Genomic DNA, 15,065 nt, shown 5'->3' with positions numbered 1-15,065 from the left:
TCGAGGTGCACCTAACCGCTGTGACAGTTTCGATGCGCGTGATGAGCGCGGGCCACGGGTACAAGTACCTTACGCGAACGGTCGTCGCGGGCGACGGCGACCGTTCGCTCTCGACGCCATTGACGCGCTACTACGCCGAGGCGGGCACCCCATTGGGTCGCTGGCTCGGCTCCGGCGTCAGGTCGCTGGGCGGGATGATCGCGGAGGGCGATCAGGTCTCCGAAGCCCAGCTCGAACTCCTCCTCGGACTCGGCCGGCACCCCGTCACGGGCGATCCGCTAGGGCTGGCGTATCCGTCCTACAAGTCCGTAGCCGAGCGGATCGAGGAACGCACCGCCGTGCTCGATCTCGCGCTCCGCCCGGCGGGACGTGCGGAGGCGGTCGCCGCCATCGAGGCCGAGGAGCAGGCCCGCGGAACCCGGCGCGCGGTTGCGGGCTATGACTACACCCTCTCCATCCCGAAGTCTGCCTCGGTGTTGTGGGCGGTTGCGGACGCGGGGACGCAGGCGCTGATCGCGGACGCGCATCATGCGGCGGTTGCGGAGGTGGTTGCGTTCATGGAACGGGAGGTTGCAGCCACCCGTACCGGCGCAACCGGCCGCGACGGTGCCGTTGCACAGGTCAACGTCACCGGGCTCATCGCCACAGCGTTCGACCACTACGACTCCCGGGCGGGCGACCCGCACCTGCACACACACGTCGTCGTGAGCAACAAGGTCCAGGCCATCCTTGACGGTAGATGGCGCTCCCTGGACGGCCGCCCGATGCACGCGGCGACCGTCGCTCTCTCCGAGTTCCACGAGGCGGTCTTCGCCGACCACCTCACCCGCATACTCGGCGTCGAGTGGGAGGCCCGCGAGATGTGTTGGGACCGGAATCCGGCGTGGGCGATCGCCGCGGTGCCGGAAGAACTGGTCAAGGAGTTCTCCACGCGCGCCCGGCACATCGACGCCGAGACTGATGGCCTCATCGTCCAGTACGTCGAAGCACACGGGCGGCGGCCGTCGCCAGCGACGATCATGAAGCTCCGCGCCCAGGCCACCCTCTCCACCCGCCCCGAGAAGGAAGTCCACTCGCTCGCCGACCTCACCGCCTCCTGGCGGCACCGTGCCGGCCAGGCCCTCGGCTCGGACGCGACCGCGTGGGCGCGCGGGGTGACGGCGAACGAGGAGCCCCTGCTGCTCCGGGCCGACGACATCCCGCTCGACGTGATCGCCTCGCTCGGCGCCAGCGTGGTCGACGCGGTCGGCGAGAAGCGGTCGACCTGGCGGCGATGGAACCTGATGGCCGAGGCCGCCCGGCAGACCACCGGCTACAGGTTCGCCTCCACCGAAGACCGGGAAGCGATCGTCGGTCTCGTGGTCGACGCCGCCGAGTCCGTGTCGCTGCGGCTGACCCCGCCCGAGCTCGCTTCGAGCCCCGCGGCGTTCCGCCGCCCGGATGGCACATCAGTGTTCCGGCCGAAGCACTCGGCCGTGTTCTCCTCCGAGGTTCTGCTGGCGGCCGAAGACCGCCTCCTCGAGCGCGCCCGCACCACTACCGGCCCGACCGTGCCGTTGGCGACGGTAGAGCGGATCACGGCCCGGCCCGACCGGGAGGGCCGCACCCTCGGCCCGGACCAGGCGGACGCGTTGGCGAGGATCGCGCTGTCAGGCCGGATGATCGACGTGCTCGTAGGGCCGGCCGGGGCTGGGAAGACGACGGCGATGAACGCGCTGCGCCGAGCGTGGGAGCACGAGCACGGCCGAGGCTCTGTCGTCGGCCTCGCTCCGTCCGCGGTCGCGGCGCACGTCCTCGCCGACGACCTCGGGATTGCCGCCGAGAACACGGCGAAGTGGCTGGACACCCACGACCGCACCGGGGCCACGTTCCGCCGGGGGCAGCTCGTCATCGTCGATGAGGCGTCGATGGCCGGCACCCTCGCCCTCGACCGCATCACCGCCCTCGCCACCGCGGCCGGGGCGAAGACGTTGGTCGTCGGGGACTACGCTCAGCTCCAGTTGCCGACCGCGGCCGGCGCCTACGCGATGCTCGTCCACGACCGGGATGACGCCCCCGAGCTCACCGCCGTGCACCGCCTCGCCCACGCCTGGGAGAAGACTGCCTCCCTCGGCCTGCGCCACGGCGACACCAGCGTCATCAACGCCTACGCGGACCACGGCCGCATCGCCGAAGGCGACAGCGAGGCGATGGTCGAAGTCGCCTACCGGGCGTGGCGCGCCGACACGCTGGCCGGGCGGGCGGCGGTGCTCGTGGCCGACTCCAACGAAGCCGTGCTCGCCCTCAACCGGCGAGCCCGCGCCGAGCTGATCCTTGACGGCATCGTGAACGCCCTCCGCGAAGTCGAACTGCACGACGGCACCCGCGCCGCCGCCGGGGACACCGTCATCACCCGACACAACGACCGGCGCCTGCGCTCCGGGCGTGGCTGGGTCAGCAACAGCAACAGGTGGACGGTCACCGACGTCCGCGACGACGACTCCCTCGCCCTCCGCCGTGCTGGCCGGAAGCGAGGTGGCTCCGTCGTGATCCCGGCCGACTACGCGGCCGAGCATCTGGAGCTCGGCTACGCCGTCACGTCGCATTTTCGGAGAAGTATGAACGGTCTGGACGCCTGGGGGTCAAGAGGTCGTGGGTTCAAATCCCGCTAGCCCGACCACGTCGACGAAGCCGGAGTTCAGCAGTTCGGGGCTCCGGCTTCGTCGTACCCGGCGCGGAGCAGCCTGGTCCGCCACTCTCCGTCGGTCGGGCGGGGCGGTTCAGGCCGCGAACAGCACGTGCGTGTCCGGCACGACGGCCCGGCCGCCGAGGGCCGTGAGCTCCAGCAGGCAGGCCGCGCCCACCACCTCCGCACTCCGCGCCTCGATGAGCCGCCGGCCGGCGGCGAGGGTGCCGCCCGTGGCGAGGACGTCGTCGAGCAGGAGCACCCGTGACCCGGCCCGCAGGTCCTCGGAGACCTCGATGCTCGCGGTCCCGTACTCCAGCGTGTAGTCCGCACGGGCCGCGGGAGCCGGGAGGCGCCCGGCCTTGCGCAGCGGCACGAGGCCGGTGCCGGTCAGGACGGCGGCCGCCCCGGCGAGCAGGAACCCGCGGGCCTCGAGGCCGGCCACGAGGTCGAAGCGTCCCTCGAACGGCGCCACCAGGGCCTCGACGCACGCCCTCAGGGCGCGGGCGTCGGCGAGCAGGGGCGTGATGTCCTGGAAGGCCACGCCCGGGCTGGGATGGTCGGGGACCACACGGATGAGGGAGCGGGCACGGGCGATCTCGGAGGTGACGGACACGGCCTCCACTCTAGGACGGACGCCGCCCGGGCCGCGGATGTGATCGGCGTCATCGGGCGGGGAGTTTGCTCTGGCTCCCTGGGAGGAGGACAGTAGATCGGTGGAAAATCCCCAGAATCCTCTCGCGGGCCGCGTGCCCGACGTCGAGCCGTCCGCCCGCGTGGCGGCGTCGACGGCCACCCGTCCCGACGACGCCACCCCCGACTGGCGCGGCCGCCCGTTCCTCGGCCAGCCCGGCCCGCTGGCGAACCTGTTCTCCGTGGAGCTGTGGGAGCGCTTCTCCTTCTACGGCATGCAGGCCATGCTCGTGTACTACATGTCCTGGACCGCCGCGGAGGGCGGCCTCGGGATCGACCCGGCCGTGGCCACGGGCATCGTCGGCGCCTACGGCGGCATGGTGTACGTGTTCTGCATCCTCGGCGGCTGGGTCGCCGACCGCCTGCTCGGCTCCGAGCGCACCATGTTCATCAGCGCCGTCGGGATCATGTTCGGCCACATCGCGCTGGCCCTCGTCCCGGGTGTCCCGGGCCTGGCCCTCGGCCTCGTGCTCGTCGCCGTCGGCTCGGGCGGCCTCAAGGCCAACGCCACGAACCTCGTCGGCTCCCTGTACTCCCGCGAGGACCCCAAGCGCGACGCCGGCTTCTCCATCTTCTACATGGGCGTGAACATCGGCGCCCTCTTCGGCCCGCTGCTGACCGGCCTGGCGCGGGACACGCTGGGCTTCCACGTCGGCTTCGGCCTCGCCGCCGCCGGCATGGCCATCGGCCTGGCGCAGTACGCCCTGACCCGCAAGAACCTGCCCACGGACGTGCACCGGGTCCCGGATCCGCTGCCGCGGTCGCAGTACGGCCGCTGGGGCCTGATCGGCCTGGGGATGGTCGCCGTCGTCGTGGTCCTGTTCCTCACGGGCGTCGTCACCCTGGGCAACCTCTCCGACGCCGTCGTCGTGCTCGCCGCCGTCGCGGCCATCGCGATCTTCGCCGTCCTGCTGACCTCCACGAAGGTCACGGAGGAGGAGCGCTCGCGCGTGAAGGCGTTCATCCCGCTGTTCATCGGCACGTCCGTGTTCTTCGCCCTCTTCCAGCAGCAGTTCACCGTGATCGCGCTGTACTCCGAGCACCGCCTCGACCGGAACCTGTTCGGCTGGCTCATGCCCATGGAGTGGGTCAACTCCATCAACCCGATCTTCATCATCGTGTTCGCCCCGGTGTTCGCCGCGCTGTGGACCAAGCTGGGCGCCCGCCAGCCCGCCACCCCGGTGAAGTTCGGCATCGGCATCGTCCTGATCGGCATCGCCTTCCTGCTGTTCATCCCGGTGGCCGACGTCGTCGCCGTGCCGCTGCTGTGGCTGACGCTGATCCTCTTCGTCTGCACCATGGGCGAGCTGCTCGTCTCCCCGGTGGGCCTCTCCCTGGCCACCAAGGTCGCCCCGCGCAGCTACCCGGTGATGATGGTGTCGCTGTACAACCTGTCCGTCGCCCTGGGCACGGCCCTGGCAGGCTCCCTGGCCGGCTCCTACTCGGAGCAGAACGAGGTGGGCTACTTCGGCATGATCGGTGCGGTCACCCTGGGCGTGGGCCTGCTCGTGCTGGCCATCGCCAAGCCGGTGCGTCGCGGCATGCGCGGCGTGCTCTGAGCGCGCCAGTGGCGCGAATCACGCGCCGCTCGGTAGTCTGCGAGACGACGTCATCCCTCCCGACCACACAAAGGACGCGCACTCCATGAGCTCCATCCCCGAAGGCCTGAAGTACTCCGCCGAGCACGAGTGGATCGCCGAGGCCGGTGCCGCCGGCACGGTCCGCGTGGGCATCACCGACTTCGCCCAGGATGCGCTGGGTGACGTCGTGTACGTGGACCTGCCGGAGGTCGGCACCGAGGTCACCGCGGGCACCGCGGTGGGCGAGGTCGAGTCCACGAAGTCCGTCTCGGACATCTACGCCCCGGTCTCCGGCACCGTGGCCGCCGTCAACGACGAGCTCGACGGCGAGCCCGGCCTGGTCAACTCCGCCCCCTACGAGGGCGGCTGGCTGTTCGAGATCACCCTCGCGGACGAGGCCCAGCTCGAGGGCCTCATGGACGCCGAGGGCTACGCCTCGCACACCAGCTGAGCCCCGTCCGCCGTCGCCCCGCCGCCGGCCGGCGGGGCGGCGGCGTCCCCTTCGTCTCTCCCTCCGGCGCCGCGGCGCCGGCCGCCGCACAGGAGCACCCCATGAACCAGCCCGGACGTGAACCGGACCTGTCCACCTCCGCCATCAACCTCACCGAGCTGGCACCGCTGGTCTCGGCGGACCTCACCCGCGAGGAGTCGGACGCGATCCGCGCCCTCCCGGCCGGTTCCGCGCTGCTGCTGGCCCACGAGGGCCCGGACCAGTCCGCCCGCTTCCTCCTGGACAAGGACGTGGTCTCCGTGGGGCGCCACCCGGACGCGGACATCTTCCTCGACGACGTCACCGTCTCCCGTCGTCACGCGGAGTTCCGGGCCGAGGACGGTGGCCATCGGCTCGTGGACCTGAACTCCCTCAACGGCACCTTCGTGAACCACGACCGGGTGGACGAGATCCTGCTGCGCTCCGGGATGCACGTGCAGATCGGCAAGTACCGGCTCACGTACTACGCCGCGCCGGCGCGGGGCTGAGCCGTCATCCCCGTGATCGATCCGCGCCCGCTCCCCGACGCCGTCCCCACCGCCCGCCCTGCGGGCCGGCTGGGCATCGGCGAGGTCGTGGCCGCCCTCGAAGCCGAATTCCCCGGCGTCACCGCGTCCAAGGTGCGCTTCCTGGAGGACCGCGGCCTCGTGCTGCCCGAGCGGACCCCCGCCGGCTACCGGCGCTTCCGGCCCGAGGACGTGGACCGGCTCCGGTTCGTCCTCGCGCTGCAGCGCGACCACTTCCTGCCGCTCAAGGTCATCGCCGACCACCTGGCCGCGCTGGACCGCGGCGAACGCCCCACCGGCCTGCCCGGGACCGCGGCGGTCCCGGCGTCCTCGGACGCGGCGCGGCTCGGCCGCGAGGTCGCCGGGGGCCGCCGGTCGTGGACCCGCGCCGAGCTCGCCGCCGAATCCGGGGCGGGCGAGGAGCTGCTGGCCGAGCTGGATCAGTACTCGCTCCTGCCCGTCGATCCCGACGGCGGCTACCCGAGCCACGCGATGGACGTGGCCCGGGCCGCCGTCGTGCTCGCGGGCCACGGCCTGGAGCCCCGGCACCTGCGCCCGCTGCGGGCCGCGGCCGACCGCGAACTGGGCCTGGTGGAGCGCGCCGTCGCCCCGCTGCAGGCCCGCCGCGACGCCGGCACCCGCCCCCGCGTGGCCCGCTCGGCACGCGAGATCGCGCAGGCCAGCCTGCGGCTGCATGCGGCCCTCGTGGCCGTGGGGCTGGAGCAGTGGGATGACTGAGCCGCGCCCCGTGCCCGCCGACGACGCCGGCGACGTGCCGCTCTCCGTGCTCGGCGTGCGCGTCGAGCTGCCCGAACAGCACCACGTGATCCTGCTGGTGGATCCGCCCGGCCGCACGATGATCCCGCTGTGGGTGGGCGCGCCCGAGGCCGCCGCCGCCGCGCTCGCGCTCGAGGGCGTCCGCGCGCCCCGGCCCCTCACCCATGAGCTGCTCCTGGCCGCCGTGGACGCCCTGGGCGCCGAGGTCGTGCGGGTGCGGCTCACCGAGGTCCGCGACGAGGTCGTGCACGCCGAGCTCGTGCTCTCCACCGGCGCCCGGGTCGACGCCCGCGCGTCGGACGCCGTCGTGGTCGCCCTGCGCGCCGACGCCCCCGTGCTCGGCAGCCCCGCCGTGCTCGCGGACGCCGGCATGCCGGCGCGGACGGGGGAGGAGGACGCCGGCCAGGAGCGCGCCGTCGAGGACTTCCGCGACTTCCTGGACACGGTGCGCCCCGAGGACTTCGCCTGAGCGGAGCCGGCGCGACACGGCGCGGTCTCGCCGCCGGCTTCGTTGACCGTCCCCGGACCCGCGCGTACCTTCGAGGGGAAGAGGGCCCCGCCACCCGGAGCGCCTCCGTCGCCCTCCCCACGGTCACCGGGGAGCGCCGCCACGGTCACCGGCGGCACACGACGGTCGCGTCCCCCTCCCCGCACCGGGGGCCCCGCACCAGGAGGTTCCCCGTGACACCCACTGCAGGTCCTGGCCGGCCCCCCGCGCTCGGCGCCCAGGGCACGCTCTTCGACGAGGGCAGGACCCAGGGCGACGACGTCGGCTTCCGCGGTCCCACCGCGTGCAAGGCCGCCGGCATCACCTATCGCCAGCTCGACTACTGGGCCCGCACGGATCTCGTGGCCCCCACGGTCCGCAGCGCCTCCGGCTCCGGCTCCCAGCGGCTGTACTCGTTCCGCGACATCCTCGTCCTCAAGGTGGTCAAGCGCCTCCTGGACACCGGCGTCTCGCTCCAGCAGATCCGCACCGCCGTGGGCCACCTGCGCGAGCGGGGTGTCGAGGACCTGGCGCAGATCACCCTGATGAGCGACGGCGCCTCGGTGTACGAGTGCACCTCGGCAGACGAGGTCGTGGACCTCGTCCAGGGCGGCCAGGGCGTCTTCGGGATCGCCGTCGGCCGCGTGTGGCGCGAGGTCGAGGGCAGCCTCGCCGAGCTGCCGCGCGAGAGCGTGGTGGGCGCCCCCGAGCCGGGGGACGAGCTGGCCGGGCGGCGTCGGGCCCGCCGCTCCGCCTGATCCTCCACCCCGGGGCGCCCCGGAGGGCCGAGTCAGTCATCTTTCGTCTCGCAGCGGTGACTGTGCGCGACATGAGGCGGAACTCCGGCGCGGTGTGACACACTCCCAACCATGACCGCACCTGTCGAGAACTTCACCCCTCCAGAGGACGCGGCCGGGTCGACCGGAGCCGGCGCCGTCTTCTCCAAGGTCTTGGTGGCCAACCGCGGCGAGATCGCCGTCCGCGCCTTCCGCGCCTGCTACGAGCTGGGCGCCCGCACCGTCGCCGTCTTCCCCTACGAGGACCGCAATTCGATCCACCGCCAGAAGGCGGACGAGGCCTACCGCATCGGCGAGGAGGGCCACCCCGTGCGCGCCTACCTCGACGTGGACGAGATCATCCGCGTGGCGAAGGACGCCGGGGCCGACGCGATCTACCCGGGCTACGGCTTCCTGTCGGAGAACGCCGGCCTGGCCCGTGCCGCGGCTGAGAACGGGATCACCTTCGTCGGCCCGCCCGCCGACGTCCTCGAGCTGACCGGCAACAAGGTCGAGGCCCTGCGCGCGGCCAAGCGTGCGGGCATCCCCACCCTGGCCTCCTCGGACCCGAGCGCCGACGTCGAGTGGCTCCTGGAGCAGGCCGAGGAGATCGGCTTCCCCATCTTCGTCAAGGCCGTCGCCGGCGGCGGCGGCCGCGGCATGCGCCGCGTCGAGCGCCGCGAGGACCTGCGCGGCTCCCTCGAGGCCGCGATGCGCGAGGCGGACACCGCCTTCGGCGACCCCACCGTGTTCCTCGAGCAGGCCGTCCTGCGGCCGCGGCACATCGAGGTCCAGATCCTCGCCGACGGCGAGGGCAACGTCGTGCACCTCTTCGAGCGGGACTGCTCGCTCCAGCGCCGCCACCAGAAGGTCATCGAGATGGCCCCGGCCCCGAACCTGGACGAGGAGATCCGGCAGGCCCTGCACCGGGACGCCGTCGCCTTCGCCAAGGAGATGGGGTACGTCAACGCGGGCACCGTCGAGTTCCTCGTGGACACGGCGGGCGAGCGTGCGGGCCAGCACGTGTTCATCGAGATGAACCCCCGCATCCAGGTGGAGCACACCGTGACTGAGGAGGTCACGGACGTGGACCTGGTGAGCGCGCAGCTGCGCATCGCCGCCGGCGCCACCCTGCCCGAGCTGGGCATCACCCAGGACGCCCTCCAGGTCCGCGGCTTCGCCATCCAGTGCCGCATCACCACCGAGGACCCGGCCAACGGCTTCCGCCCGGACACCGGCACCATCACCGCCTACCGCTCGGCCGGCGGCTCCGGTGTGCGCCTCGACGGCGGCACCATCTACGCCGGTGCGGAGATCAGCCCCCACTTCGACTCCATGCTGGTCAAGCTCACCTGCCGCGGACGCGACTACGCCACGGCGGTGCGCCGCGTGCGCCGCGCCCTGGCAGAGTTCCGCGTGCGCGGCGTGGCCACCAACATCCCGTTCCTGATGAACGTGATGGACGACCCGCAGTTCCTCAGCGGCGACGTCGCCACGGACTTCATCGACAAGCACCCCGAGCTGGCCACGGTGAACCGCTCCCAGGACCGCGGATCCAAGGCCCTGCAGTACCTCGTGGACGTCACCGTCAACCAGCCGCACGGCCCGCGCGTCGAGGGCATCGACCCTCGCGACCGCCTCCCCGAGCACCCGGGCGACAAGCACCAGGAGCCGGACCGCTCGCCCTTCGACGGCCCGAGCCGGAACGAGGACGCGGTGCCCCCGCACGGCTGGCGTCAGGTGCTGCTGGAGCAGGGCCCCGAGGGCTTCGCCCGCACCCTGCGCGAGCAGACCGCGCTGGCCGTCACGGACACCACGTTCCGCGACGCCCACCAGTCCCTGCTGGCCACCCGCGTCCGCACGCGCGACCTGCTGGCCGCCGCCCCCGCCGTCGCGCACACCCTGCCGGGGCTGCTCTCGGTGGAGGCCTGGGGCGGGGCGACGTACGACGTCGCGCTGCGCTTCCTCCACGAGGACCCGTGGCAGCGCCTCGAGCTGCTGCGCGCGGAGCTGCCGAACATCCCGATCCAGATGCTGCTGCGCGGCCGCAACACGGTGGGATACACGCCGTACCCCACCGAGGTGACGGACGCGTTCGTGGCCGAGGCCGCGGCGTCCGGCGTCGACGTGTTCCGCATCTTCGACGCCCTCAACGACGTCGAGCAGATCACCCCGGCCATCGAGGCGGTGCGTGCCACGGGCACCGCCGTGGCTGAGGCGGCCCTGTGCTACACGGGCAACATGACGGACCCGAAGGAGACGCTCTACACGCTCGACTACTACCTGGGCCTCGCCCGCCGGATGGTCGACGCCGGCGCCCACGTCCTGGCGATCAAGGACATGGCGGGCCTGCTGCGGCCCGCCGCGGCGCGCGAGCTGGTCACCGCCCTGCGCGCCGAGTTCGACCTGCCCGTGCACCTGCACACGCACGACACCGCCGGCGGTCAGCTGGCCACCCTGCTCGCAGCGGCGGAGGCCGGCGTGGACGCCGTCGACGCGGCCACCGCGTCCATGGCGGGCACCACCAGCCAGGTGCCGCTGTCCGCCCTGGTGGCGGCGCTCGAGCACACGGAGCGGGACACCGGTCTCGGCCTCGAGGCCGCCACCGCGATGGAGCCCTACTGGGAGTCCGTCCGCTCGGCGTACGCGCCCTTCGAGGCGGGGCTGCCCGCCCCGACCGGCCGCGTGTACCACCACGAGATCCCGGGCGGCCAGCTGTCCAACCTGCGCACGCAGGCGATCGCGCTCGGCCTGGGGGAGCGGTTCGAGGCCATCGAGTCGATGTACGCCGCGGCCGACGACCTGCTCGGCCACCTCGTCAAGGTCACCCCGTCCTCCAAGGTGGTGGGCGATCTGGCGCTGCAGCTGGTCGGCTCCGGCGTGGACCCGAAGGAGTTCGCGGAGCGTCCGCAGGAGTTCGACATCCCGGACTCCGTGATCGGCTTCCTGCGCGGCGAGCTCGGCGACCCGCCCGGCGGCTGGCCGGAGCCCTTCCGGACCAAGGCCCTCCAGGGTCGCCGCGAGGGCGCGGGCATGGTGGAGATCTCCGCGGAGGACTCGAGCGCCCTCGGCGAGGCCGGACAGACCCGCCGCGGGGTGCTGAACCGCCTGCTCTTCCCCGGCCCCACGAAGGAGTTCGAGGCGCACCGCGAGGAGTTCGGGGACACCGTCACCCTGCACACCCGCGACTTCCTCTACGGCCTCGTCCCCGGGCGCGAGCACGTCATCTCGCTCGGACGCGGTGTGCGGCTGCTCGCCACCCTCATGTCGGTCTCCGAGCCGGACGAGAAGGGCATGCGCACCGTGATGGTCACCCTGAACGGCCAGCTGCGCCAGATGACCGTCCGGGACCGCTCGATCGAGTCCACCGTGCGGACCGCGGAGAAGGCGGACCCCGGCACCCCCGGCCACGTCGCCGCCCCGTTCGCGGGCTCGGTCACCGTGCAGGTGGCCGAGGGCGACGCCGTCGAGGTCGGCCAGGCGGTGGCCACGATCGAGGCGATGAAGATGGAGGCCGCGATCACGGCCCAGGTCGCGGGCACCGTGCGCCGCGTGGTCACGGAGGGCATCACGCCCGTCAACGGCGGAGACCTGCTGCTCGTGATCGAGTGAGCCCCGCGTGAGCCCGCCGCCGGCGGGCCGCCCCACGGGCCCGGACGCCACCGCGTCCGGGCCCGTGCCTATCCTGGGAGGCATGGCCACCACTGCGGAACACCACGACCTGCTCATCATCGGCTCCGGATCGGGGAACTCCCTGGTCAGCGAACACTGGAAGGGCCGGAGCGTCGTGATCGCCGACTCCGGCCCGTTCGGCGGCACCTGCCTGAACGTCGGCTGCATCCCCACCAAGATGTACGCCTACCCGGCCAGCCTGGCGGCGCTGCCGCCCGAGGCCCGGAGCCTCGGGGTGGGGCTGGAGTTCACGGGCGCCGACTTCCCGGCCATCCGGGACCGCATCTTCACGCGCATCGACGGCATCAGCCGGGACGGGCTGCGCCACCGCCGGGATGATCTGGACTACACGAGCGTGATCCAGGAGGAGGTGCGCTTCGTCGGTCCCCGCCGCGTGCGCACCGCCTCGGGTCGGGAGATCACGGCGGACCAGGTCGTGGTCGCCGCGGGGTCGCGGCCCACCCTCCCGGAGATCCCGGGCCTGGACCTGCCGTCGGTGCACACCTCGGACACCGTCATGCGACTGGATCGGCTGCCGCGGCGGCTGCTCGTGGTGGGCGGCGGGTTCATCGCCTGCGAGTTCGCGTCCGTCTTCGCCGGGCTGGGCACCGAGGTCGTCCAGGTCAACCGCGGCCACCGGCTGCTCAAGCAGCACGACATGTCCGTGTCCACGACGTTCACGAAGATCGCGGCCCGGCGGTGGGACCTGCGCACGGGGTGGACCCCGGCCGGGATCGAACCGGTCGAGGACGCCGAGCGGGCCGCGGACGGCTGGGTCCGGGTGCGCCTGGATCGCGCGGAGGGCCAGGAGCAGACCGGCATCGTGGAGGAGGCCATCGAGGCGGACGCGGTGCTGATCGCGGTCGGCCGGACGCCGAACACGGACCGCCTCGACCCCGCCGCCGCGGGACTGGACGTCACCGACGACGGCATCCTGGCCAGCGACGAGCACCAGCGCGCACTCTCCGACGGCGCGCCGGTGGAGGGGGTCTACGTGCTCGGGGACGTCGCCAACACGTGGCAGCTCAAGCACGTGGCCAACCACGAGGCCCGCGTCGTCGCGCACAACCTGGAGCATCCGGACGACCTCCGCGCCAACACGCTCGGCCCCGTGCCGGCGGCCGTGTTCACCCACCCGCAGGCGGCCTCCGTCGGGCTCACGGTGGAGCAGGCGCTCGCCGACTACGGCGCGGACGCGATCACGGTGAAGACCCAGCCCTTCGGGGACGTCGCCTACGGCTGGGCCATGGAGGACACCGAGGGTGTGTGCACCGTCGTCGCGGAGAAGGCCACCGGACGGATCCTGGGCGGGCACATCCTGGGGCACGAGGCCGCGAACCTCATCCAGCCGCTCGTGACCGGCATGGCGTTCGGCATCGACGCCCACCGGCTCGCGCGGGGCCAGTACTGGCCCCACCCGGCCCTCACCGAGGTCGTCGAGAACGCGCTGCTGGGCCTGGACGTGCCGGACTCCGGTCTGCTCTGACCGGACCCGCGGGGACGACGAGGCCCGGCCGCGGGGGCCGGGCGCCGTCGTCGAGGGGCGTTCAGTTCTGCGGGGCGGGCTCCCCGTAGATGTCCGCGATCTGCGCGGCGAAGTCCTTCATGATCGCCGACCGGCGCATCTTCAGGGACGGGGTCACATGGCCCTCCTCCAGGGAGAAGTCGCGGTCGAGGATGCGGAACTCCCGGATCCCCTCGGCGCGCGAGACCAGGCTGTTGGCCTTGTCCACGGCCTCCTGGATGTGACGGCGCACCGCGTCCTCGCGTGCGGCCGCAGCGACGTCGAGGTCCTTCGGCAGCCCGTTCGCGGCGAGCCACGCGGGCAGGGTGTCGGTGTCGAGGGTGACGATCGCCGCGATGAAGGGCTTGCCGTCGCCGACCACCATCACCTGGGAGACGAGCGCGTCGCTGCGGATCGCGTCCTCGAGCATCGCCGGTGCCACGTTCTTGCCGCCGGCCGTCACCAGCAGCTCCTTCTTGCGGCCGGTGATCGTGAGGAAGCCGTCGTCGTCCAGGGCCCCGAGGTCGCCGGTGCGGAACCAGCCGTCTTCGAAGGCCTCCTCGTTCGCCTCCGGCCGGTTGTGGTAGCCGCGCATCAGCGACGTGCCGCGCGTGAGGATCTCGCCGTCCTCGGCGATCCGCACCTGGTTGCCGCCGAGGGGGTGTCCGACCGTGCCGATCTTCAGCCGGTCCGGCCGGCCCACGGTGATGGGGGCCGTCGTCTCGGTGAGGCCGTAGCCCTCGAGGATGGTCACGCCCACGCCGCGGAAGAAGTGCGCCAGGTCGGTGGAGAGGGGGCCGCCGCCGGAGACCGCGTACGCGAGCCGGCCGCCCATGGCCGTCCGGATCCGGCGGTAGACCAGCGCGGAGTAGAACGCGCGCTGCAACCGCAGGGGCGCCGTCATCTGGCCCGAGTCCAGCGCCCGGGACCAGCGGATCGCCACGTCCGCGCCACGGCGGAAGATCTTCTCCTTGCCGCCGCTCTGCGCGTTGAGCAGCGCCGCGTTGTAGATCTTCTCGAACACGCGCGGCACGGCCAGCACGAAGCTCGGCTGGAAGGTCTGCAGCGAGACCGAGAGCCGCTTGATGTCCGAGACGTGCCCGCAGCGTGCGCCCGCGGCGACGGTGAGCACCGAGACGAAGCGCGCGAACACGTGCGCCAGGGGGATGAACAGCACGGTGGAGGTGTCCTCGCGGACGACGTCGCCGAGCGAGGAGGACAGGGTCTGGTTGACGAGCTCCGCGAAGTTCTCGTGCGTGAGCTCGCAGCCCTTGGGCCGGCCCGTGGTGCCGGAGGTGTAGATGATGGTCGCCAGGTCGGCCAGGCCGGCGGAGGACCGGCGCGTCTCGAGCTCCTCATCGGTGACGTCCGCGCCCAGGGCGACGAGCGCCTCGAGGCCGGAGCCGGGGGCGCCGTCGGCCGGGTCCATCGTCCACAGGCCGATCAGCTCCGGCAGGCCCTCGCGCTGCACCGCGTCCCGCACCGTCTTGGCGAGGTCCTCGTTCCCGGTCACGACGGCGCGCACGTCCGAGTCCTCGATGATCCAGGACACCTGGCTGACGGAGGAGGTCTCGTACACGGGCACGGTGACCGCGCCGGCATACCAGATGGCGAAGTCGACCAGTGTCCACTCCAGGCGGGTGGAGGCCAGGAGACCGACCGTCTCCCCGGGCTGGATCCCGGCGGCGATGAGCCCCTTGGCCAGGGCCCGCACGCGTTCGCGGGCGTCCCGGGCGGAGACGTCCGTCCACTGGTCCTGCGCGTCGGGCACCGCGAAGAGGCCGTGGTCGGGACGCTCCGTGGCCTGGCGTTCCAGGAAGTCCGTGATGTTCGCCTCCGGGGACAGGCGGGGGTGGTGGTACGGCTCGCTGATCTCGTGCATGGGACTCCTCGGGCGTCGGGTCGGTCCCGCCGA

At 72.7% G+C, this 15,065-nt stretch carries 10 protein-coding genes and 1 pseudogene; 9 read left to right on the top strand and 2 right to left on the bottom strand.

The window, feature by feature from the left end:
• Positions 1-20 precede the first annotated feature (20 nt).
• Positions 21-2,585: pseudogene (gene mobF, locus AC3RJ9_RS06620) on the top strand (MobF family relaxase); the annotation flags it as partial.
• A gap of 174 nt (positions 2,586-2,759) precedes the next feature.
• Here the strand turns inward: mobF and AC3RJ9_RS06615 are convergent.
• On the bottom strand, positions 2,760-3,281 hold the full coding sequence (locus AC3RJ9_RS06615; RefSeq protein WP_063189749.1) for an adenine phosphoribosyltransferase: 522 nt from the start codon (positions 3,279-3,281) through the stop codon (positions 2,760-2,762).
• A 100-nt stretch (positions 3,282-3,381) separates the two neighbouring features.
• Here AC3RJ9_RS06615 and AC3RJ9_RS06610 point away from each other — a divergent pair, with 100 nt between their 5' ends.
• From AC3RJ9_RS06610 to AC3RJ9_RS06575, 8 genes are all read left to right on the top strand, one after another.
• Positions 3,382-4,917 carry a peptide MFS transporter gene (locus tag AC3RJ9_RS06610; protein WP_123244333.1) on the top strand — a complete coding sequence of 512 codons (1,536 nt, stop codon included), beginning with the start codon at positions 3,382-3,384 and terminating at the stop codon, positions 4,915-4,917.
• A gap of 85 nt (positions 4,918-5,002) precedes the next feature.
• Positions 5,003-5,389 carry a glycine cleavage system protein GcvH gene (gene gcvH, locus AC3RJ9_RS06605; protein WP_002854607.1) on the top strand — a complete coding sequence of 129 codons (387 nt, stop codon included), beginning with the start codon at positions 5,003-5,005 and terminating at the stop codon, positions 5,387-5,389.
• A gap of 101 nt (positions 5,390-5,490) precedes the next feature.
• Positions 5,491-5,916 (top strand): FHA domain-containing protein, encoded by a 426-nt coding sequence (locus AC3RJ9_RS06600; RefSeq protein ID WP_036340500.1) that lies wholly within the window; start codon positions 5,491-5,493, stop codon positions 5,914-5,916.
• A 12-nt stretch (positions 5,917-5,928) separates the two neighbouring features.
• Positions 5,929-6,672, top strand: coding sequence for a transcriptional regulator FtsR (ftsR, locus tag AC3RJ9_RS06595; protein ID WP_052001255.1), 744 nt, complete (start codon positions 5,929-5,931; stop codon positions 6,670-6,672).
• Complete coding sequence (locus AC3RJ9_RS06590) at positions 6,665-7,180, top strand: bifunctional nuclease family protein (protein WP_078025830.1); 516 nt, start codon at positions 6,665-6,667, stop codon at positions 7,178-7,180. The genes ftsR and AC3RJ9_RS06590 overlap by 8 nt, the downstream gene beginning before the upstream one ends.
• A 212-nt stretch (positions 7,181-7,392) precedes the next feature.
• The gene (locus tag AC3RJ9_RS06585) at positions 7,393-7,956 is read left to right on the top strand and encodes a MerR family transcriptional regulator (RefSeq protein ID WP_012750924.1); all 564 of its coding nucleotides are present in this window, start codon (positions 7,393-7,395) and stop codon (positions 7,954-7,956) included.
• A gap of 111 nt (positions 7,957-8,067) precedes the next feature.
• Positions 8,068-11,586: a pyruvate carboxylase gene (locus AC3RJ9_RS06580; RefSeq protein ID WP_078025831.1), complete on the top strand. Its 3,519-nt coding sequence runs from the start codon at positions 8,068-8,070 to the stop codon at positions 11,584-11,586.
• Positions 11,587-11,668: 82 nt separating this feature from the next.
• Positions 11,669-13,132: a mycothione reductase gene (locus AC3RJ9_RS06575; RefSeq protein WP_036316674.1), complete on the top strand. Its 1,464-nt coding sequence runs from the start codon at positions 11,669-11,671 to the stop codon at positions 13,130-13,132.
• A gap of 61 nt (positions 13,133-13,193) precedes the next feature.
• Here the strand turns inward: AC3RJ9_RS06575 and AC3RJ9_RS06570 are convergent, their stop codons facing one another.
• Positions 13,194-15,032 carry an AMP-dependent synthetase/ligase gene (locus AC3RJ9_RS06570; RefSeq protein WP_036340491.1) on the bottom strand — a complete coding sequence of 613 codons (1,839 nt, stop codon included), beginning with the start codon at positions 15,030-15,032 and terminating at the stop codon, positions 13,194-13,196.
• Between the last annotated feature and the right edge of the window lie 33 nt (positions 15,033-15,065).

It is taken from the genome of Micrococcus sp. 63XJN7_6_ISO-PGPR-S23-444 (assembly GCF_058072765.1).
The sequence above is the reverse complement of the archived record's forward strand: the minus strand, read 5'-3'. Positions and strand labels throughout refer to the sequence as shown.